Origin of the sequence: Sphingobacterium sp. SYP-B4668 (assembly GCF_027627455.1) — a bacterium.
In the GTDB taxonomy this organism is placed as follows: domain Bacteria; phylum Bacteroidota; class Bacteroidia; order Sphingobacteriales; family Sphingobacteriaceae; genus Sphingobacterium.
This window is the reverse complement of sequence record NZ_CP115483.1, coordinates 4,191,792-4,211,856: the sequence shown is the minus strand read 5'-3', so window position 1 is coordinate 4,211,856 and position 20,065 is coordinate 4,191,792. Positions and strand designations below refer to the sequence as shown.

Genomic DNA, 20,065 nt, shown 5'->3' with positions numbered 1-20,065 from the left:
TGTGAGCTTATGCTTAATAGTTCGCCCTATAGTTTTCGATTTCTTCTACAGTCTTGATCAATTCAGGGCCCAATAGGCGGTAACCATTAGCCGTAATCAAAAAATTATCCTCAATGCGTACACCACCGAAGTCTCTATACTCATTAACTTTGTCATAATTGATAAATGTACTATTCTTCCCCTGGGACCGCCACATGTCAATTAATTCGGGTATGATATAGAATCCTGGCTCGACTGTGAGGACATATCCTTCCTGAAGTTCTTTGCCGAGACGTAGGGACTTTAGTCCGAAGGTTTTAGTATCCTTGGGTTCAGCATCCGTATATCCCACGTATTGTTCACCAAGATCTTCCATATCATGCACATCCAATCCCATCATGTGTCCAAGGCCACATTGGAAGAAAAGTGTATGGGCATGTGCGTTTACTGCTTCTTTCGGATTTCCTTTCATTAACCCAAGGTCGATTAGTCCTTCTGTTAATGCCAGACAGGCATGGAGGTGGATATCCTTAAATCGGATGCCTGGTTTCAAAGCTTCTCTTGCCGTGGTAAATGCATGCAATACGACGTTATAGATATCCCGTTGTTTGGGAGTGAAGGTCTTGTCGACCGGAAATGTCCTCGTAATGTCCCCAGCATACCCCATGACGTTCTCCGCTCCTGAATCATTCAAGAACAAGTCTCCAGATTGCAACGTATGGAGACGGTAATGATTGTGTAGAATTCCACCATTGATAGTTACTATTGGCGGGTAAGCCATCGTACACTCTTGGTCCGCAGCTAGATGCTGGATAGCATTTGCAATTTCATGCTCCTTGATGCCCGGCTTTGCCATACGCATTGCCAGTAAGTGCATTTCATTAGATACGCGTATGGCTTCTTCAATATGGACAATTTCCTCCTCCTCTTTGATGCTCCTTTGTTGGACAATTGCTTTGATTAAAGTCACCGAAGGTAGGAGTTGAGCAATAGGAATCTTCAAAAGATTGCTCAGTAAAATCTTGTTGGCAGATTGGTACGGCGGGAGATAATGCACTACTCTCTTAGAGGCCTCTACCTTTTGAAGGTATGTTGCCAGCTGAGCGTGGGGACGAGTCTCTTCGATACCTACCTTTATACTTTTCTCCTTTAACGTCTCTTGTCTGCCCATCCATATAATTTCGTCCATGCTGAGTTCATCGCCAAATAAGATGGTTTTATCCTCGTCAATGTCCAAAATCACCGCTAGCTTTGGTTCTTGTATACCGAGATAATACAGCAGGGTGCTATCTTGTCTAAATGGATATGTGTTGTGCTCGAAATTAATGGGATTCTCGATGTTGCCCAACAGTAGGATAACACCATTTTTCACCTCTTTTTTTAAGGCCTCCCGTCGTCGTTGGTAAGTCTGTGTTGTAAACATATAGTGTAAGGTAACGGTAAATGAAAATAAATTGTGATTTAGTAATTATCTCCTTCAGAAAGGAACACGTACAAAGATACAGGTAAAATCGAGTAAAATAAAAAGTCACTGTCCGTCCATATTTTGTTTAACATTGACCCTATTTTAATGTTATTTTCTGAAATAAACGTAAATTGCGTGATACCTGTTATAAGCGTGTATGAAAAATCTACGGTTTTCTGCTCCAGTTACGGGTACTACAAGTATTGGGATTCAGGACGATGTGTTGGACCACTTCTATCCCCATTTTCATCAGCGCGAAGAAATTGATGATGTGGGTAGGGAATCGTTCCATTAGCCGCTAAAGAGCCTGTAGCTGTCTTTGTCGAGACCAATCGTCCATCTCGGTTCAAATGACGACACCACTATGAGATTACTATTGGGGGTGATGATCTTATTTATTCGGAGCAATAAAATGAAAATAAGTACAAAGAGTATAAAACGTAATTTGTAAAATGGTAGGACGACTAGTACAGTATGGCATTTCGTTGGTAATTATAGGTTGTCAGTTGGCGGTATTTGGGCAAGGCAGACAGGAAGATTACGATAGCGCCAATAGTTACTATAGCCGATACGGGAATAAAGTATTAAACAATCCAACCAACTTTACATGGCTAGAAGATGGTCAACAGTTTTGGTATACCTTGGACGATGGTACAGGTGCTAAGTATGTCTTGCAGCATGTCAATGGGAGTCGCCGACCGCTGTTTGATCATCAGTTGTTGATAGACAAGATGAGTGCGCTTTTAGGAATGTCGATTACATCGTCCAAGCTATCTTTAATTCGATTGCGTGTCGAAAAAGACAATCTACTTAAATTTGAGGCCTACGACAAGGAAATGGTTTTTGATACGAAACGTGGACAGTTGACGGTGCAAGAGGATATTAAGAGAAGTCAAGAGCGTAAATGGAATTTTGAAGGCGGATTCAGAAATGAACAGCGTGCAGATAAAGCCAAATCTCCCGATGGCAAGAAAGAGGCTTATATCCAGAATTATAATATATACGTCCGTACCTCTGATGAACAGTCAGGTAAGCAGTTAACTACTGATGGGACAGCTGCCCGTTATTATTCGAGTGATATAGAGTGGTCGCCTGACGGAGAGAAGCTCTTGACTAGTTTGCTCACGACAGTCAAAGTTGGTAAAGTTCCATTGATTGAATCCTCTCCAACCGATCAGTTACAACCCAAGCTTTTTGACAGGGACTACGTCAAGCCTGGGGATAGTATTCCCCAACGCCAACCTATACTTTTTGATCTCGCTCAGCAGGTGCAGTATAAAGTAGATATGCAGCTTATTCCAGATCAGTATTTTGTCAGCAACTTTCGATGGCGGGATGATAGTAAGTCCTTAATATTTGATTACAACAAGCGGGGTCATCAAGAATACCGAATTATGGAAATTAATGCGCTTACTGGACAGGTGCGTACTATAGTGAAAGAGATGAGTAAGACTTTTGTCAATTACTATGGTAAGACCTATCGATACGAAGTCGATGGCGGTAAGGAACTTATTTGGATGTCGGAGCGGGATGGATGGACACATTTGTACCTTTATGATGCGGTCATTGGACAGGTGAAAAATCAGATAACAAAAGGTGAATGGGTCGTTCGGAAAGTTATTGACGTCAATGCTAGCAAGCGAGAGATTATCTTTGAGGGAAGTGGTATGGTCGCAGGACAAGATCCTTATTTTATTCAATATTACAAGATTAATTTTGACGGGACGGGGCTGCTTGCGTTGACCGACGAGAATGCAACCCATCGCGCGGTTTTCTCTCCAGATCATAGCTATTTCATTGATACCTATTCCCGTATCGATCAGGCTCCCAAGAGCGTACTCCGATCCGCAAAAGATGGCACAGTCGTACAATCATTAGTCGATGCGGATATAACAGGGTTACTAGTTGCCGGATGGAAACCGATGGAATCCTTTGTGGCGAAGGGAAGAGACGGTGTGACGGATATTTGGGGAATCATTGTACGTCCAAAGGACTTTGATCCTGCAAAAAAATATCCCGTAATTGAGTATATCTATGCTGGTCCCCATGATTCATTTGTGCCGAAGCAATTTACGGTATTGACCGGTGGCGGGATGGCTGAGCTTGCAGAGCTTGGATTTATTGTCGTACAGATTGATGGGATGGGCACAGCCAATCGGTCTAAGGCATTTCATGATGTATGTTGGCAGAATTTAAAAGATGCCGGCTTCCCTGATCGCATTGCTTGGATGAAAAGCGCTGCACAGCATTACCCATATATGGATTTAGATAGGGTTGGGATTTATGGCACCTCTGCCGGTGGTCAGAATGCTGCCGGAGCGGTGCTTTTTCATCCTGATTTTTACAAGGTATCAGTTGCTTCTTGTGGATGTCACGACAATCGGATGGACAAGATCTGGTGGAATGAACAGTGGATGGGCTATCCCATAGGTGCCCACTATGCTGCATCTTCTAATATCGTGCATGCCAGCAATCTCAAAGGTAAGCTGATGCTTCTTGTAGGAGAGCTGGATAGCAACGTGGATCCTTCATCCACCTATCAATTTGTGAATGCGTTGATCAAAGCCGGTAAGCCCCACGAATTCATCCTGTTGCCAGGTTTGGATCATACCAGTGGTGGTGCGTATGGAGAACACAAGCGGCGGGACTTCTTTGTCAAGCATTTGTTGGGTGTAGACCCGCCCACATGGAAGTAGACAGAGCCAATTTAGGATTACATCGATACCTTAATATAGTAATTAAAGGTGTCGATGTCAATGTTTGCTTTACTCAATCCCAATATTTCTAATGGTTTGAATACCGTGGTCAGCTGTATCTGTTGACGTTCCTTTCCTTTTATACCTATCGCGATAGGCATCTTAAAGTCCCTCACGTCACTGATCCATCTCGCCTGCGGTAAGCCGTCTTTCCCCCATTTGACTTCTAAAGTCGGGATATCAGTATGTTGTACATATTGTTCGAATATCGTTGACATATCTATCCCCGAATGTCTAGAGAGGTAAGAGACAATATCTTGATAATCGACTGTTTGATGGAAAAAGTCCTTATTGAGACCCCTCAATATACTTCTCCATTTGTCATCATCATTGATAATTGTCCGAATCATATTGTGCAGTACGCCGCCCTTTACATACATATCACCCGAACCTTCTTTATTGACATGATAAGGACCCTGTAAGGGTATGTCATTTTGAATTCCCTTTCTATTGCCATGCACATATTCCTGGCCGGCTTTTTTACCGAAATGATAGTCTATATAAAGGGCCTCCGAATAGTTGGTAAAGCTTTCGTGGATCCAAAGGTCTGCGATATCCCCGGCCGTAATGTTGTTGCCGAACCATTCATGCCCCGCTTCATGTATGATGATAAAGTCCCATTTCAATCCCCAACCCGTGCCCGAACCATCGTGACCTAGATATCCGTTTTTGTATTGATTGCCGTATGCGATACCACTTTGATGCTCCATGCCTAAGTGTGGAGTCTCTATTAGTTTAAAGCTGTCTTCGTAGAAAGGGTAAGGGCCAAACCAGTGTTCGAATGCTTCTAGCATCGGTTTTACATTTGCACCAAAATGTTTCTTTGCAATAGATTCATGTCCTCGGATGACGTAGTAGTCAATGTCCAATGGGCCATTTTCGCCTTGATAGCTATCGTTAAAATGGACGTAGTCACCGATATTGAGGGCAACATTATAGTTGTTTATCGGATTGGATACAAACCAATTGAATTTGCGGTATCCCGCTTGCGGCTTTTCTATGCTTTTCAAGCGTCCATTCGAAATGTTCATAAGTGGCTCAGGGACAGTTACAGAGATGAGCATACTGTCCACCTCATCCGAGAGATGGTCTTTATTGGGCCACCAGGAGCTTGCACCTAGGCCTTGGCAGGCTGTTGCTACCCAAGCTTTACCATTTTGATCTTTTTTCCAGTCAAATCCACCGTCCCAAGGTGCTTTTTTTGCAGCAATAGGTATTCCGGAGTAAAATACTTGAAAAGAGTCTATCGAGCCTGCTAAAATCATATTCGGGAATTTGGGATATACCGCATTAAATTCTCGAGTATATGGTATTTCAATCCCTCTGTATAATATCTTCTCGATTTTGAGATTATCAAACAAATCGAATTGTAGCACTTGAAAGTTCTTTACGGCTTTGAAGGTAAAGAGGTTACTCCCCGTAATCGATTTGCCGTGCAGGTCAACGGCTACGTCTAAGTGGTAATATGTGACATCATAGCACGTCCGAAGAGGAGAGAGCTGGCCCCTTAGCGAATCTGCCTTTGTGAATGTGGTCGTTTGGTTCAAAAATTGTCCAAAACAGGACACCGTCAAAACCAATAATAGGAGTAAAAGGATATAACGCATTTTGTAACTTGACTTCATCATCAGGCCATAAAAATACTAAAACAAGCCAATAAAGAAAGGTTTAAATTCCTTTAGCTGCTTTTCTGGTCTTAAAAAAATCTGTTACCTGTTCCAAAGTGAATGCATTAAGGCAATTAAGTGCGCTCAGTCCTCCTTTTCTAGCCACATGTACTCCATAATGCATATCGAGTAGTCCCTCTGTGCGGTGAGCATCTGGATTAATCGACAGCAATACTCCCTTCTCCAATGCATATCGATGCCATCTCCAATCCAAGTCCAACCGGAGCGGATTTGCATTGATTTCGATGACCACCTGATTTGCAGCACAAGCGTCAATGATTTTTTTGAAATCCAATGGATAGCCCGATCGACTTAGCAAAAGACGGCCAGTCGGATGGCCAAGTATCGTCGTATACGGATTTTCGATTGCCTTGATGAGACGTTCGGTAGCCTTATCCTCTGCCATTTTTAAATTGGAGTGAACAGAGGCCACTACAAAATCAAATTTAGAGAGTACTTCATCAGGATAATCCAACGAACCGTCAGATAGAATGTCGGATTCTATGCCCTTGAATATCTTAAAAGGCGCGAGCTTTTGATTGAGGGTATCTATTTCGATCCATTGCTGTTCAAGGCGTTCAATCGATAATCCATTTGCATATACAGCGGTACGAGAGTGGTCACATATACCCAGGTATTCTAGTAAAAGGTCTTCTTTGCAGAATCTGGCCATCTCAGCTAGACTGTGTACACCGTCGCTATATGTAGAGTGATTGTGTACTGTTCCTTTCAGCTGTTCGAATGTGATGAGGTCTGGAAGAGCATGCTTCTTTGCCAGCACAATCTCATCTATTCCTTCCCGCAACTCTGGTGCGATAAATTGTAGACCCAATTCATGATAGATATCCGTTTCGGACATTCCCTGCGGAATTGGATTTTGGATAGCCTCCAGTTGATCGATGTGAGTGGTCGAACCTGTGGATATGAGCAGGTCTCGCGCAAAATTTTTAGGAGTTGTCGAATATAATTTGAAGAGGTAGCCATTGCTGTCCTTCGCTACTAAATGGTCCTGGACGTTCTCAATCTGTTCTATATCGGGTATACCTGAGAGAGTCTGTTTCAATTGATCGACTGTTACCGAGACTAAATAGCCAACGTGGTCAAGCACTTCCACTTTTCTGCGATAGTCTCCCGTAAAGGAGATTAGGGTACCTACAGGGTATGCATCTGTTATCCTATTTAACAGCGCCTCAGCAGCAGGTTGCACCCTAGCGAATAAAAACCAACCTTGATTTGCAATTGAAAACTCTATTGCTTTTTTGATTTCTTCCTGCGTTTTGAGACCGAATCCCTTAGCCTCGATCAGTCTGTTTTCATTACAAGCATAATACAGTTCTCCAACGGTCTCAATGCCCAATTCTTTCCAGACAACTTGAACCTTTTTTGGTCCAAGACCTTTTATTTGGAGCATTTCTAGAAGTCCTTCAGGTGTAATCGAAATAAGCTGATCCAATTCGGCAAAAGATCCTTTTCGCAAGATTTCCTGTATCTTTTCGGCTGTACTTTTTCCGATGCCCTGTTGTGCACTCAACTCTTCAATCGTAGCCGTAGCGGCTTGAAAGGGAAGTTTATCTATTTTGAAGGAAGCAGAAGCCATTGCCTTAGCTCTAAAAGGATTTTCATTATGAAGTTCCATAAGTTGACTCCCTAATTTAAACAACTTGGCAATGACTTTGTTTTCCATTTTTACTATCGTTATTCAGTGGTTATTTGTTTTTCAGCTTCTATTTTGGGTCTTTCATACTTGTTGATAATGAGGCGTATCCCACCATTCATTGTAAAGAATTTGACCGTCCAATTGACGAAAGTAACCAATTTATTTCTAAATCCGAAGATGGACATCAAGTGAATAAACATCCATACGAACCAAGCGAAGAAGCCTTGGAATCTAATTTTTCCCATATCCACGACAGCTTTATTACGACCTACAGTTGCCATCGAACCTTTATCGAAATAACTGAATTTTTCAAGCGGCTGGTCGTTAAGAAGATGCATGATTTGGTGCGCCACGAATTTTCCTTGTTGCTGTGCTACAGGAGCTACTCCAGGAAGTCCGCGTGGAAGCTCCTCTGTAATCATTGCAGATACGTCACCAATAGCAAAGACATTTTTTAGGCCCTCTACACGACATTCTGCATCAGTCTTGATGCGGTTGCCGCGTTGGATGATTTCTTTGTCCAATCCCTCAGGAAACTGTCCCATTACTCCAGCGCCCCAGATGACGGTCTTGGTATCAATGCTCTCTCCATCACTGAAGGAAATAGTATTGCCGTCATAATTTGTGACCTGTTTGTTCAACAAAACTTTAACACCCAGTTCTTTCAAATACGTTTCCGCTTTTTCAGATGCTTGAGGTGATAAGGCTGCTAATATTTTGTCTTGCCCCTCGACAAGATATACGTTCATCTCTTGAGTAGATAACTCAGGGTAGTCTTTACGTAGTATGTGGTTCCGAATTTCCGCAATAGCTCCAGAAAGTTCAACACCTGTTGGTCCCCCACCCACAATCACAAAATTAAGATATGACGCACGTTGTGTTGCTGTTTCTTTTGTGACGGCCACCTCTAGGTTTTGAAGGACATAGCTGCGTATGTTAAGCGCTTCTTTGATACTTTTCATCGGAAGCGAGTATTTTGCTACCTGTTGGTTTCCAAAAAAATTGGTTGTAGCACCAGTCGCGATAACTAGATAGTCATAGTCAAATTCACCGATATCCGTTTGCACAACTTGATTGACAGCGTCAATGTTGGCAACTTCTGCAATTCTGAATTTGAAATTCTCTTGAGATTTAAACATCTTCCGGAGTGGAAACGATATAGCATCCGCGGCTAGGGTACCGGTTGCCACTTGATAAAGTAATGGCTGAAATGTATGAAAGTTATTGCGATCAAGAAGTAATACTTCTACGTCTTTGTTTTTGAGGTGTTTAGATACCTCTACTCCACCAAATCCACCGCCAATTACGATAACTCTTGGAAAACTTCTCTCTGAACGACTGCTTAGCATATTAGTTGTTTTATCTTAATTCTATAAACTTTTGCAAGTTTTTGCAAATATCTTAATTTTTATTGCAGAAAACTAAATTATCTACAATTAACCATGCACACTGACTTAGAAAAATTTTAAAAGAAATAGATTTCACAACAACTTTATTTATAACAACAGAAATCAGTTGATTTTGTTTGTTTTATCGCTTTCTAATCAGAATGTTTAATAGTGTACAAAGTACACAAATTTAAGAATAATAATTAGAACCTTTATGCACTATCTACACCAAGAGATATGAAAATATTTTCCGACTAGATTAACGTACTACACGAGTATATTTTGTGCAAGACGATGTAAAAGTATCTATCCGATGGATTTCTTCTGAAATTAGTAAACAGAGATAAATAGGATGGATAAAATACGGATAGTTATAGTATCGGCTGACGAATCTGAATGACTTCAAATATGAAAATGAGATTTCTCCTCTCATACATGGTCATTTTCTTGTCGATTATGAGTCTTATTGTAAAGCTCCTCTTATCCTCACATGGAGTCCATCATTGTCATTGCTCAATCTGATTTGACACGCCAACCTGCTTTCATCATCAGCATCAGGAAGCGTGTCTAACATGTCCAATTCTTGGTCTTGAGCTTCAGGAAGTTGGTCCGCCCCTTCCAGGATTTGTACATGACAGGTCGCACATAGCGCCATTCCTCCGCAGGTAGCGAGGATATCATATTCAGAGGCTTTCAAGATCTCCATTAGACTCAAGTTGATATCTGTAGGCACTTCCACCAATCTCGAGCTGCCGTCTCTGTCTTCGATGTATATCGTGATTAAATTTTCCATGTTTAAAAGGCATTTACTCCATTTACAGTTGTATATTTAAACGTCAATTTCTGATTCGGGTACACATGCTTGAATGCGCTTTGAGCCATTAGTGCTGCTTCATGATATCCACACAGAATAAGTTTCAGCTTTCCTGGGTACGTATTAATGTCGCCTATCGCAAAGACACCCTCTACATTAGTCGAGTAATCAAATGTATTGACCTCGATGGCATTTTTATCGATATTGAGACCCCATTCGCCAATTGGACCCAGCTTCGGACTCAAACCATATAACGGAATAAAGTGCTCCGTGCTGACGTTTACTAGTTCCTTCTGCTTATTGGTCAATTGAATCTGCTCCAACGAGCCGTTGCCTGTCAGGGCAACAAGATTATGAGATAGAAGAAGATCAATTTTACCTTCATTAGCAAGTAAATATACCTTTTCAGCCGAATCAGGTGCTCCTCTAAAGCTATCGCTTCTATGGACTAAAGTAACTTTTTTAGCTACATCTGCCAAAAAGATTGTCCAATCCAACGCGGAATCACCTCCGCCCGCAATTAGAATTTCTTTGTTCCGGAAGCGCTCTGGGTCTTTGACCATGTAATGTACATTTTGTCCTTCAAAGTTTTCAAGATTAGCTACTTCAGGTTTACGCGGTTCAAAGCATCCTAATCCTCCGGCGATTACAACTACTCTACAATGGATTATTGTCCCTTCAGATCCCATAACATAGAACGACCCATCCTCTTGCCTGTTGAGTTCTTCGACCCGCTCACCCAGACTGAATGTCGGGTGAAATGGGGCAATCTGCTCCATTTGGTTATTAATCAGTTCTTGCGCCTTGATAGTAGGGTATCCAGGGATATCATATATAGGTTTATGGGGATATATTTCAGATAGTTGTCCACCCACTTGAGGCAATACATCAATAAGATGGCATCTCATCTTTAAAAGTCCTGCCTCAAATACTGCAAATAGACCTACGGGGCCTGCGCCAATGATACATATGTCAGTTGTCACCATGATTATCTTGATTTAAATTGTCGTGTATAGTATTGAGTATTCTAGTGAAATGCTGGAAATCATCCTCTGTCAGATTTTCCCATGCTTTCATTCTGATATTGGCAATGTGAGGGGAGAGTGTTTCCACTTTCTCAGCTCCCTGGATAGTCAGATTAAGGTAAAGACTCCGTCTATCGGTAGGATGATTCTGACGAACGACCAGTTCTTTTTTAATCAACAGGTCAACTATCCGCGTTAAGGTAGGTTGGTCCTTCCCACATTTCTCGGCGAGGTCTTTTTGGGAAAGATCTTCTTCTTCGTACAAGGTTTTGATGACTGCCCATTGGTCGATTGTCAAATCAAATCCTTTTTCCGAAAATGAGGATTGGGCATACTGTTTTACCTTTCTAGCCGTTCGGTCTAAAATAAAGGAATACATGTTGAATTTTTCTTTTTGCATAACAATATTTAGTGCAACAAATATATTCATTTCTTTATCACCTAGTGCTTTTATTTGTCGAATAAATGTCAATATTAAGTGTACTCAAAAGGACCTGACATTTCAAATAGGACAAGTGCCGATGTACGTATTTGTGAAAGGAGGGGGGCATTACAAAAAAAAAGAGGCTTCTGTTTTTTAACAGAAGCCTCTTTTTGAGAATATGTAAGTTAATTAGGGTCTCGCTGGTTCAACTTTCTTTACGTCAGTTTTTTCAGCTAAATGACGTCCTTGACGTAAATCATATACTGAAGGTGCCGCCAAAAAGATAGAAGAATAGGTACCTACGATTACACCGATAAGGATTGCAAATGAGAACCCTCTGATTACCTCACCGCCGAAGATAAATAGTACCGCAAGTACGAAGATAATCGTTAACGATGTAATGATTGTACGACTTAATGTGGTGTTGATTGCATGATTAATGATATCACTCATTTTCTCGTTATGGCTATGCGGTTTGTTCACGAATTCTCTCAATCTATCAAATACAACAACTGTATCATTGACCGAGTATGCGATTACGGTTAATATTGCAGCTACGAAGTGTTGGTCTATATCCAAAGAGAATGGTACCAGCCCATCTAAGATGGAGAATAAGCCCAATAAGATAAGCGCATCATGTACCGTTGCAATAGCTGCACCTACTGAATACTGCCATTTACGGAAGCGGATAAGGATGTATCCTGCAATAATAATAATCGAGAATATAGCAGAGTACATGGCTCTTGATTTGATGTCATTCGCGATAGACGGTCCTACTTTTTGTTGAGATAGGATTTCGTGCTTGCTGTCTGCGATTTTTGATAAACCAAGGTTTAATTTATCCAATACTTCTTTATCTGCGGCATCACTAGTTTCATCGATTTTGTATGTCGTAGTAACACGAAGTTGGTTTTCACTTCCAAACGTTTTTACTTCCGTCGTCTTTTGGAATACCTCATCTAGATTTTGACGCACTTCTTCTAAATTAACTACTTTATCAAAACGAACGGTATACGTACGTCCACCTTGAAAATCCACGCCTAGGGTAAATCCTTTAGTGAAGATAGAAGCCAAACATATTACAGAAGCGATGATAGAGATAATATAGAATGTCTTACGTTTCTGGATGAATTTAAAATTAGCATTTCTCAAAGTATTTGCTGACCATGGGTAAGACACGGAGATTTTCATATCCTTATCCAGCATGAATTCGAAAATCAAGCGGGAGATGAAGATTGCCGTGAATAATGAAGTGACAATACCCACCATTAACGTAGTTGCAAAACCTAAGATTGGTCCACTTCCGAAGAAGAAGAGTACTATACCAACGAGGAATGTTGTAATCTGCGAATCTAAGATAGAAGGCATTGCGTGTTTGTAACCATCAGCAATCGCCTGTCTCATAGATTTTCCGAGGCCGAGCTCCTCTCGAATACGTTCGTATATCAGTACGTTGGCATCCACGGCGGTACCCATCGTGAGCACGATTCCCGCGATTCCCGGTAAGGTCAGTACGGCGTTCAGCGAGGCTAATACTCCTAATAAAAAGAATACGTTGATGATAACAGCTATATTAGCTGCCCATCCCCCACGGTTGTAGTAAGCTACCATGAAAATAAGAACAACTACGAATGCGATGATTGCTGAGTTGACACCCGCATCAATTGCCGCTTGTCCTAAAGATGGACCTACGATGGCTTCTTCCACGATTTTTGCCGTAGTCGGTAGACGACCAGCTTTCAATACGTTAGCCAAATCTTTGGTATCATCCGTTGTAAAAGAACCGGATATTTGTGAGCTACCATTCGGAATCTCTTCATTTACATTAGGAGCGGAGTAGACTACATCGTCAAGTACAATAGCGATTGCTTCCTGACCCTGTGCTGCTTTTGCAGTTATTTTGCGCCACTCACGCGCACCCTCGTTACTCATTTGCATAGATACCACTGGACGATTGTGTACAGGGTCGATATCATTCCTAGCATCTGTAATAACGTCTCCAGTCAAAATTGCTCCATTGTCAATTCCCGAGGGTCTGATAGCATATAACGACAATGCATCAGGTGAATTTTGCTCTGGTTTTACAGCCCATAACAATCTAAGATTACCTGGGATGATTGCTTTAACTTCTGGTTTAGCCAATAGTGCATTTACCTTTGCTGTATCTTTCAATTCAGCAATACCAACCATTGGGCCAGGCATCAATTGCATTTGGTTGTTTTGTCCCATGTACACCGCAGGTCTTAATACTGCGAATAGTGGGTTTTCTTCTCCTAATTTTGCATTTATCGCTGCTGAATCCGATTTTCCTTTTCCAGCACCTAAGTTAGCCAATAAATTCTCCTTTTTAGTTGTATCTGTTTTTGCTGTATCAGCAGTAGCAACTGTCTTTTGAGATTTCAACGTCGAAGCCAACGTCTTATTCGCATTTTCTAACAAAGAATATACTTGGAGGTTATTATGTGTTTCGTAAAACTCTAATTTTGCTGACCCTTGTAAAAGCTTACGAACACGTTGCTCGTCATTTACACCTGGTAGTTCGATTAGAATACGATTAGTTCCCTGTTGAATCTGGATGTTTGGAGAAGCCACCCCGAATTTATCAATACGGGTACGTAGTACCTTGTACGAATTTTGGATAGCGTTATCTGCTTCTTTCTGTAAAAATCTAGCAACATCTCCATCTGAACTTGTCGCTTTGATCAGAGCAGCATTAGATTGGGTCGCAAAAAAGCTGGCAATTGGAGTAGACGAACCTGTAGCCTTATACTCTTCGATGAACAAGTCGACTAATGACTTATTGGAAGTTTTACTTTTCTTTACTGCATTCCCTAACGCTGTATTGAAATTACCGTCTTTTGGATTGTTGGCCAAATTGCTAATCAATTCATCCAACGATATTTCCATCGTTACGTTCATACCGCCTTTAAGGTCTAGCCCTAGAGCGAGTTCATTAGCTTTAGCTTCCCGATAAGTGAATTTTGCGAATCCAAGGTTGTATACAACCTGTCCAGCCATCGAATCTAAGTAAGTTTTTTCCTTGGCCATGTCACCTTTGGCAAACGCCTCCGCTTCTTTCTCAACTTTACGCGTCACAAAAGTGAATGATAGGGAATAGAGGCACGCTAACGATACCACTATCACCAAAAATTTAATCAGCCCTTTACCTTGCATTGTCTCTTTAGTGTATTAGTTTGATATATAGTATATTTATAGTTTTACTTTGGTTTTATTACATTTTACCAAGAATGGCAAAGGTATAAAATTTTTATATAATGAACCCGACATGATTAAAATAATTATAAAATGCAAATATGGATCGTGATTTTAACATCATAAAATTTGCATCATCATGGATTATACCGATTTAAATACAGATGAAGTCCCATTCTGTCTAGATTCAGGATAGGAATTGGAAGGAAGAGTGCGTAAAAAAAGCCTGATGGTACTCCATCAGGCTTTTTCCTGTATTTGTTTTGAGTTGCTTATTTCAATACAAATTTAAATCCTAGTGAGAAACGCGAAGGTTCAAAATCAGAGTTATTGCTCAAATTCCACCATGGTTTCCAATCAAAATGTGCCGCTAAAGGTGTATTAGGGATTTTGTATTCTAATCCAGCTGCTGGACGGATGGCAAAGTAAGTTCTGTCTTCATCTCCAAAGTCAATAAATGACAATTGAGGACCTACACCTACGTACCAACCTAAGCCATTTGTGCCAGCGAATGGTCTGTTATAAGAATAGTCAGCCCCTATTACAATATGGTTGTCTCCAAATAAAACTTGTGCATTACCCGCATTGGCTCCGCCAAATGAGTGTTTGATTTGAGGGCCGAACAAAGTCTCACCATCTCCTAAATCGATACCAAGACCAAGAGCCGTTCTATAAGGAGTCTGTGCTTTTGCTTCTTGAGCACCAAGTGCTAAAACAGCTGCAGCGGCGAAAGAAAGTAGTAATTTTTTCATAGCAATAATATTATTCATTTTTAATCTATAGCTAGATTAGCAAATAACTTGCCAAACTTAATTTTCACTTCACATTCTCTTTACATTTGGTTATGCAGGGTTTCATCATTTAGATGTCAATTGTTAAAAAACGTTTTAATATTCGATATTTATTTGTAATTTTGCCTGGCAAATAGAAACTCCAACACATATTTGCCATGCAATTAGATCCACAAAAATTCGTTGCTGAAGGACTTACCTACGACGATGTATTATTAATCCCCGCTTACTCAGAAATATTGCCTCGTGATGTAGATACGAGTACTTATTTGACCAAGAAAATCAAATTGAATATTCCTTTAGTATCTGCAGCAATGGATACCGTGACGGGTGCAGATTTAGCTATCGCTATTGCGCAGGCTGGTGGTATAGGTATGCTTCATAAAAATATGACAATTGCCGAACAAGCAGCGGAAGTCCGTAAGGTGAAGCGCTCTGAAAGTGGAATGATTCAAGACCCCGTTACCCTGTTAGCGACTGCAACAGTAGGGGATGCATTTAAAATCATGAGTGAGCATAAAATAGGAGGTATTCCTGTGGTAGATCCGGATAGCCGCTTGGTTGGTATCGTGACGAATCGTGATTTGCGTTTCCAAAAAGATATGAAACGCCCTATTAACGAGTTGATGACAAAGGATAATCTAGTTGTTGCTCCAGAGGGAACGGATTTGGTACAAGCCGAGTTGATTCTTCAGAATTATAAGATTGAAAAGCTTCCAGTCGTTAATAACGAAGGCGTACTAAAAGGATTGATTACCTTTAAAGATATCCAAAAATATAAGCATTATCCTAATGCGGCAAAGGATTCTCACGGTAGACTATTGGTTGGGGCGGCTGTAGGGGTTACACCTGATACATTGGATCGTGTGGATGCTTTGGTCAAAGCAGGGGTAGATGTAGTGACCATCGATACGGCACACGGTCATTCCAAAGGAGTCATTGATAAATTAAAATTAGTTAAATCACAATTTCCTGAATTACAGGTTATCGTGGGTAATATTGCTACTGGTGCAGCGGCAACAGCTTTAGCTGAAGCCGGAGCGGATGCAGTTAAGGTAGGGATAGGTCCGGGCTCCATCTGTACTACTCGTATCATCGCTGGGGTAGGGGTTCCTCAACTTTATGCGGTGTATGAAGTCGCCAAAGCATTAAAGGGTACTGGGGTACCATTGATTGCTGATGGGGGTATCAAGCAGACCGGCGATATCGCCAAAGCAATAGCAGCAGGGGCAAGTACGATTATGGCAGGCTCGTTATTTGCTGGGGTAGAAGAGGCTCCTGGAGAGACAATCATTTATGAAGGACGTAAGTTTAAATCATACCGTGGTATGGGATCTATTGAAGCCATGGAAAAGGGATCCAAAGATCGTTATTTTCAAGATGTCGAAGATGATATCAAGAAATTGGTTCCAGAGGGTATCGTAGGGCGAGTGCCTTATAAAGGAACTTTGGCTGAAGTCGTATACCAATACATCGGCGGATTGAAAGCATCTATGGGATATTGTGGAGCACCTACAATCGCGAGGTTGCAAGAAGCCCAATTCGTTAAAATTACTGGAGCTGGATTACGGGAATCGCACCCACACAACATCTCGATAACAAAAGAAGCACCCAACTATAACAGTAGGGGCTAATCTATAATTAAATAAACATGGAAGGGGCTGTCTGATTAAGGACAGCCCCTTCTTTTGTTTACACATAGATACAGTAGACTCGTTAGGTCATTTCGTTCACCCTTATCAGAGAGCATTCTGCACGGAGGTAATTTTACCCATCCTTGTTTTTGTCATTCTAATTGCTTAAATTGGAAGTTGTTAGGTTTTAATAAATCACTTAAATAAATCACAGCAATGGGAAAAGGAGATATAAAGACAAGAAAAGGAAAGATTACAGCAGGTTCGTACGGAAAGCGTAGACCTCGTGGATTCGAAAAGAAGGCGGTCGTTGCCGAGATTAAAAAAAAGGATAAGGCCGAAAGCAAATAAGAAAAAAGAGGGATGTGTATCACATCCCTCTTTTTTTATGACGACTTTAACTGTTGACATACTGCTGTCATTGTGCTACACTAAATTTGGGTATAATTTAAAATCAAGCATATGAAAACACCAGAGATTATTACCAAAGCAGAATTGTTGAAACACTGGCAAGGCCATCGCAGTTTGACACGTCGAGTTATCGAAGCATTTCCAGAGCAAGACCTTTTTGAATTCTCAATTGGAGGGATGCGTTCTTTCGCTCATTTAGCTCAGGAACTTATCTCTATCGCTGGTCCTGGTCTACAAGGTATCGTGAACCGTGTTGAGGAACCTTACGAAGAAAAAATAGACCTAAGGACCAAGAAGGAAATATTGGAACAGTGGGACAAGACGACCGACGCGGTAGATGTGTATTTCAACAAGATTAAGGAAGAAGATTTTCACGATAGTTTTAATCTTTTCGGTCAATATAACTCACCAGTTTATGACAATATTCTTTATTTTATCGATAACGAAATCCACCATAGGGGACAAGGATACGTTTATTTGCGTGCACTCAACATTGAACCTCCTTATTTTTGGGAGCGATAATAGATTCACATAAAAAAGCAGCTCTTGAGCTGCTTTTTTATTTTATTATTTGCTGTAGCTCTTATTTTATCGCTGACAATCAGCCGTCCATATTTTATTATCTTTTGTGAAGGCTATGGTGAGCTTTCCTGCATCGATTCTGATCAATGCACCTTCTTTAGAGTCTATATTAACCAATACATTATCTCCTTTTTTCTCAAACTCGACCCCATTTAGATCAGGGATATCATTGGAAAATGAAAAATAATATGTGTTTCCTAATTTCTTGACATTTACAGTGCCATCGGCAAGCGGTTTGTTATTTTCGCTGTTTCCTAAGTCTGTGTAGGATATCTTGCCTTTATAATTGCCAATAAAGATATCGTTATCAGCAGGGTCATCGTCTTTACTACAGGCCGTGAAAAATATTGTAGCCACCAACAGTAATCCCATAATTTTCATCATTTTTTCCATAGTTGTAATATGTTTTTTGCGTTTAAAGAATTTGTTTTTCACTTGTGTAAATGCAAAGGCGGTGCCAAGAAATGGTGATGTGTGGGTATTGTTCTGTTTATTAGTTTGTTACATCTTGGTTAGTTGATTAGTCCAGCAATGATATTTATAGTCAAGGCGACCACAAAAGTGTTCAATGCAAAGGATAACAGGCCATGAAAAAGACTGACATGTCTTATTCTTTTACTCGTCACCTGCACATCTGAGACTTGAAATGTGCAACCCATCACAAATGAAAAATATGCAAAATCAAGATAGTCTGGTTGTTCTTCACCCGGAAATAGTAGTCCTGAGCCCGATTTTCCCATTGTCGTATAATAGAGATGTGCATAGTGGAAGGTATATATCGTGTGTACCAATACCCAAGAAGCGAGCATACTCCCTACAGCGATGACGATATAATATGGATGTTGTGGTGTATGCTCCGAATGTGAAATGATGAGTAGCAGTACTGCGAATAGGCACGCGAATGAAGCCACAAGAATTAAGAGGAAGACAAATAAACGACTACCGTCCTCAATAGTTGCCAATCTTATGATCTGGCGTATAGGCATAGTATAAAATGTAATCCACGACAAAATGATGTAAGAGCAACAAAACGCAAGCCATGCGTATAGGTATTGTACCAAATGCGGTTCATATTCGGGGATAATCAAGAAGATGCCTAAGGCCATAGTAAATGATATCAAGGCTCTATGTATAGCGCGCAGTTGATGTATGGATAGTCCGTTGTTTTGTTTGGTCATTTGGCAATAGATGTACTTAGGACGGAGGGACAAAAAAACTTTCCTCATCACGAACAAGCGTATCAAAGGAAGGTTTTTAAATTATTTAGATCCAGTTCTCTTAATGATCATAATCGACTTGTATTTGTTTAAATCAAAATGAGGAGCTTCTATCGTAAGTGTTGTGGGATAAGGATAATCCTTGTCAAAGAAGTACACCGTTGTCGAACTTCCATAGTCGTTAGTCGGAAATAAGTCTGCTGCACCTTCATAATCGGCATTCGAGATATCCCCTACAGCTACAGCATATATCCGAATAATGCCTCCTTTGTTCTGTTCATTGCGTATGAAAGCTACTTCTTTGAAATCGCCTTTTAAATCCTCGATCTTTTTCTGGGTCAATGAATCCTTAAAAATAAAGGCTACTATCAAAACGATGGGAATTAAAAGTAGCCAAGCTCTCTTTTTATTTCCTTTCATTAAAGCGAGATTTGGATGTTAAGTAGTTTGAAGAATTCTTTGAGTATGGCTTGATGCCCTGGCCATGCTGGCGAGGTTACTAAATTTCCATCTACTACAGCTTGGTCAGCCGGTACATTCTTCCATGTGCCCCCTGCAAGCTCAATATCAGGTCCGACTGCTACATATGCTGTTAATGTACGACCTTTTAATACCTTGGCAGCTGTTAATACCTGGATACCGTGACAGATAGCAGCTACTGGTTTATTTTCATCAAAGAAATGCTTTGTGATTTCTAAGACGCGCTTATTGAGGCGAATGTATTCCGCTGATCGTCCCCCAGCGATGTAGAGCCCATCATAGTCGGCCAGATTCACACGTTCGAAATCCTTATTGATTCCAAAGTTATGACCTCGCAGTTCCTTATATGTCTGGTCTCCGGTAAAGTCATGTACTGCTGTTGGCACTACATCTCCTTTTTTACGATCCGGTGCAATTGCATCGACTTCGATCCCAATAGCCCCCATTGCTTGAAAGGGTACCATTGCTTCATAATCTTCTACATAATCACCTACTAATAACAAGATTTTTTTTGCCATGATAGTCATTTTTTTGTTCAACGAAATATACTACTTATCCCTTG

18 protein-coding genes are annotated in these 20,065 nt (G+C 40.8%); 5 read left to right on the top strand and 13 right to left on the bottom strand.

Going from position 1 to position 20,065, the window contains the following annotated elements:
- Window positions 1-13: 13 nt before the first annotated feature.
- Window positions 14-1,402 (bottom strand): aminopeptidase P family protein, encoded by a 1,389-nt coding sequence (locus tag OQ289_RS17175; protein ID WP_270088072.1) that lies wholly within the window; start codon window positions 1,400-1,402, stop codon window positions 14-16.
- A 199-nt stretch (window positions 1,403-1,601) separates the two neighbouring features.
- On the opposite strand from OQ289_RS17175, the gene OQ289_RS17170 reads away from it, so the two are divergent.
- Both OQ289_RS17170 and OQ289_RS17165 read left to right on the top strand, forming a co-directional pair.
- Window positions 1,602-1,739 (top strand): hypothetical protein, encoded by a 138-nt coding sequence (locus OQ289_RS17170; protein WP_270088071.1) that lies wholly within the window; start codon window positions 1,602-1,604, stop codon window positions 1,737-1,739.
- Between the two features lie 157 nt (window positions 1,740-1,896).
- The gene (locus OQ289_RS17165) at window positions 1,897-4,140 is read left to right on the top strand and encodes a S9 family peptidase (RefSeq protein WP_270088070.1); all 2,244 of its coding nucleotides are present in this window, start codon (window positions 1,897-1,899) and stop codon (window positions 4,138-4,140) included.
- A gap of 17 nt (window positions 4,141-4,157) precedes the next feature.
- Here the strand turns inward: OQ289_RS17165 and OQ289_RS17160 are convergent, their stop codons facing one another.
- The 8 genes from OQ289_RS17160 to OQ289_RS17125 all read right to left on the bottom strand — a co-directional run bounded on the left by OQ289_RS17160 (window position 4,158) and on the right by OQ289_RS17125 (window position 15,140).
- Window positions 4,158-5,828, bottom strand: a complete 1,671-nt coding sequence (locus tag OQ289_RS17160; protein ID WP_270088069.1) for a M1 family metallopeptidase — start codon at window positions 5,826-5,828, stop codon at window positions 4,158-4,160.
- Between the two features lie 40 nt (window positions 5,829-5,868).
- The gene (locus OQ289_RS17155; protein WP_270088068.1) at window positions 5,869-7,551 is read right to left on the bottom strand and encodes a DNA polymerase/3'-5' exonuclease PolX; all 1,683 of its coding nucleotides are present in this window, start codon (window positions 7,549-7,551) and stop codon (window positions 5,869-5,871) included.
- Between the two features lie 11 nt (window positions 7,552-7,562).
- Window positions 7,563-8,873, bottom strand: a complete 1,311-nt coding sequence (locus tag OQ289_RS17150; protein WP_270088067.1) for an NAD(P)/FAD-dependent oxidoreductase — start codon at window positions 8,871-8,873, stop codon at window positions 7,563-7,565.
- A 502-nt stretch (window positions 8,874-9,375) separates the two neighbouring features.
- Window positions 9,376-9,705 (bottom strand): 2Fe-2S iron-sulfur cluster-binding protein, encoded by a 330-nt coding sequence (locus OQ289_RS17145; RefSeq protein WP_270088066.1) that lies wholly within the window; start codon window positions 9,703-9,705, stop codon window positions 9,376-9,378.
- A gap of 2 nt (window positions 9,706-9,707) precedes the next feature.
- The gene (locus tag OQ289_RS17140; RefSeq protein ID WP_270088065.1) at window positions 9,708-10,712 is read right to left on the bottom strand and encodes an NAD(P)/FAD-dependent oxidoreductase; all 1,005 of its coding nucleotides are present in this window, start codon (window positions 10,710-10,712) and stop codon (window positions 9,708-9,710) included.
- On the bottom strand, window positions 10,699-11,151 hold the full coding sequence (locus OQ289_RS17135; RefSeq protein WP_270088064.1) for a MarR family winged helix-turn-helix transcriptional regulator: 453 nt from the start codon (window positions 11,149-11,151) through the stop codon (window positions 10,699-10,701). Before OQ289_RS17135 ends, OQ289_RS17140 begins: the two co-directional genes overlap by 14 nt.
- 213 nt (window positions 11,152-11,364) lie before the next feature.
- Window positions 11,365-14,349 carry a protein translocase subunit SecDF gene (secDF, locus tag OQ289_RS17130; protein ID WP_270088063.1) on the bottom strand — a complete coding sequence of 995 codons (2,985 nt, stop codon included), beginning with the start codon at window positions 14,347-14,349 and terminating at the stop codon, window positions 11,365-11,367.
- A gap of 311 nt (window positions 14,350-14,660) precedes the next feature.
- Window positions 14,661-15,140, bottom strand: coding sequence for a hypothetical protein (locus OQ289_RS17125; protein ID WP_033564351.1), 480 nt, complete (start codon window positions 15,138-15,140; stop codon window positions 14,661-14,663).
- 197 nt (window positions 15,141-15,337) lie between these two features.
- Here OQ289_RS17125 and guaB point away from each other — a divergent pair, with 197 nt between their 5' ends.
- The 3 genes from guaB to OQ289_RS17110 all read left to right on the top strand — a co-directional run bounded on the left by guaB (window position 15,338) and on the right by OQ289_RS17110 (window position 17,746).
- A complete protein-coding gene (gene guaB, locus OQ289_RS17120) occupies window positions 15,338-16,813 on the top strand; it encodes an IMP dehydrogenase (RefSeq protein WP_270088062.1) in 1,476 nt (491 codons plus the stop codon).
- A gap of 216 nt (window positions 16,814-17,029) precedes the next feature.
- Window positions 17,030-17,164, top strand: coding sequence for a 30S ribosomal protein THX (locus OQ289_RS17115; RefSeq protein ID WP_081981181.1), 135 nt, complete (start codon window positions 17,030-17,032; stop codon window positions 17,162-17,164).
- A gap of 111 nt (window positions 17,165-17,275) precedes the next feature.
- Window positions 17,276-17,746: a DinB family protein gene (locus OQ289_RS17110; RefSeq protein ID WP_270088061.1), complete on the top strand. Its 471-nt coding sequence runs from the start codon at window positions 17,276-17,278 to the stop codon at window positions 17,744-17,746.
- A 66-nt stretch (window positions 17,747-17,812) separates the two neighbouring features.
- Here the strand turns inward: OQ289_RS17110 and OQ289_RS17105 are convergent, their stop codons facing one another.
- From OQ289_RS17105 to OQ289_RS17090, 4 genes are all read right to left on the bottom strand, one after another.
- Window positions 17,813-18,190, bottom strand: coding sequence for a hypothetical protein (locus OQ289_RS17105; protein WP_270088060.1), 378 nt, complete (start codon window positions 18,188-18,190; stop codon window positions 17,813-17,815).
- A gap of 128 nt (window positions 18,191-18,318) precedes the next feature.
- Window positions 18,319-18,984 (bottom strand): DUF1345 domain-containing protein, encoded by a 666-nt coding sequence (locus OQ289_RS17100; RefSeq protein WP_270088059.1) that lies wholly within the window; start codon window positions 18,982-18,984, stop codon window positions 18,319-18,321.
- An 81-nt stretch (window positions 18,985-19,065) separates the two neighbouring features.
- Window positions 19,066-19,443 carry a hypothetical protein gene (locus tag OQ289_RS17095; RefSeq protein WP_270088058.1) on the bottom strand — a complete coding sequence of 126 codons (378 nt, stop codon included), beginning with the start codon at window positions 19,441-19,443 and terminating at the stop codon, window positions 19,066-19,068.
- On the bottom strand, window positions 19,443-20,021 hold the full coding sequence (locus tag OQ289_RS17090; protein WP_033564353.1) for a DJ-1/PfpI family protein: 579 nt from the start codon (window positions 20,019-20,021) through the stop codon (window positions 19,443-19,445). The genes OQ289_RS17095 and OQ289_RS17090 overlap by 1 nt, the downstream gene beginning before the upstream one ends.
- Window positions 20,022-20,065: the final 44 nt, after the last annotated feature.

What these genes read in the sequence shown, in the direction of transcription:
- OQ289_RS17175 (WP_270088072.1), bottom strand. Translation starts at nt 1,402, where the DNA reads ATGTTTACAACACAGACTTACCAACGACGACGGGAGGCCTTAAAAAAA.
- OQ289_RS17170 (WP_270088071.1), top strand. Translation starts at nt 1,602, where the DNA reads ATGAAAAATCTACGGTTTTCTGCTCCAGTTACGGGTACTACAAGTATT.
- OQ289_RS17165 (WP_270088070.1), top strand. Translation starts at nt 1,897, where the DNA reads ATGGTAGGACGACTAGTACAGTATGGCATTTCGTTGGTAATTATAGGT.
- OQ289_RS17160 (WP_270088069.1), bottom strand. Translation starts at nt 5,828, where the DNA reads ATGATGAAGTCAAGTTACAAAATGCGTTATATCCTTTTACTCCTATTA.
- OQ289_RS17155 (WP_270088068.1), bottom strand. Translation starts at nt 7,551, where the DNA reads ATGGAAAACAAAGTCATTGCCAAGTTGTTTAAATTAGGGAGTCAACTT.
- OQ289_RS17150 (WP_270088067.1), bottom strand. Translation starts at nt 8,873, where the DNA reads ATGCTAAGCAGTCGTTCAGAGAGAAGTTTTCCAAGAGTTATCGTAATT.
- OQ289_RS17145 (WP_270088066.1), bottom strand. Translation starts at nt 9,705, where the DNA reads ATGGAAAATTTAATCACGATATACATCGAAGACAGAGACGGCAGCTCG.
- OQ289_RS17140 (WP_270088065.1), bottom strand. Translation starts at nt 10,712, where the DNA reads ATGGTGACAACTGACATATGTATCATTGGCGCAGGCCCCGTAGGTCTA.
- OQ289_RS17135 (WP_270088064.1), bottom strand. Translation starts at nt 11,151, where the DNA reads ATGCAAAAAGAAAAATTCAACATGTATTCCTTTATTTTAGACCGAACG.
- secDF (WP_270088063.1), bottom strand. Translation starts at nt 14,349, where the DNA reads ATGCAAGGTAAAGGGCTGATTAAATTTTTGGTGATAGTGGTATCGTTA.
- OQ289_RS17125 (WP_033564351.1), bottom strand. Translation starts at nt 15,140, where the DNA reads ATGAAAAAATTACTACTTTCTTTCGCCGCTGCAGCTGTTTTAGCACTT.
- guaB (WP_270088062.1), top strand. Translation starts at nt 15,338, where the DNA reads ATGCAATTAGATCCACAAAAATTCGTTGCTGAAGGACTTACCTACGAC.
- OQ289_RS17115 (WP_081981181.1), top strand. Translation starts at nt 17,030, where the DNA reads ATGGGAAAAGGAGATATAAAGACAAGAAAAGGAAAGATTACAGCAGGT.
- OQ289_RS17110 (WP_270088061.1), top strand. Translation starts at nt 17,276, where the DNA reads ATGAAAACACCAGAGATTATTACCAAAGCAGAATTGTTGAAACACTGG.
- OQ289_RS17105 (WP_270088060.1), bottom strand. Translation starts at nt 18,190, where the DNA reads ATGATGAAAATTATGGGATTACTGTTGGTGGCTACAATATTTTTCACG.
- OQ289_RS17100 (WP_270088059.1), bottom strand. Translation starts at nt 18,984, where the DNA reads ATGACCAAACAAAACAACGGACTATCCATACATCAACTGCGCGCTATA.
- OQ289_RS17095 (WP_270088058.1), bottom strand. Translation starts at nt 19,443, where the DNA reads ATGAAAGGAAATAAAAAGAGAGCTTGGCTACTTTTAATTCCCATCGTT.
- OQ289_RS17090 (WP_033564353.1), bottom strand. Translation starts at nt 20,021, where the DNA reads ATGGCAAAAAAAATCTTGTTATTAGTAGGTGATTATGTAGAAGATTAT.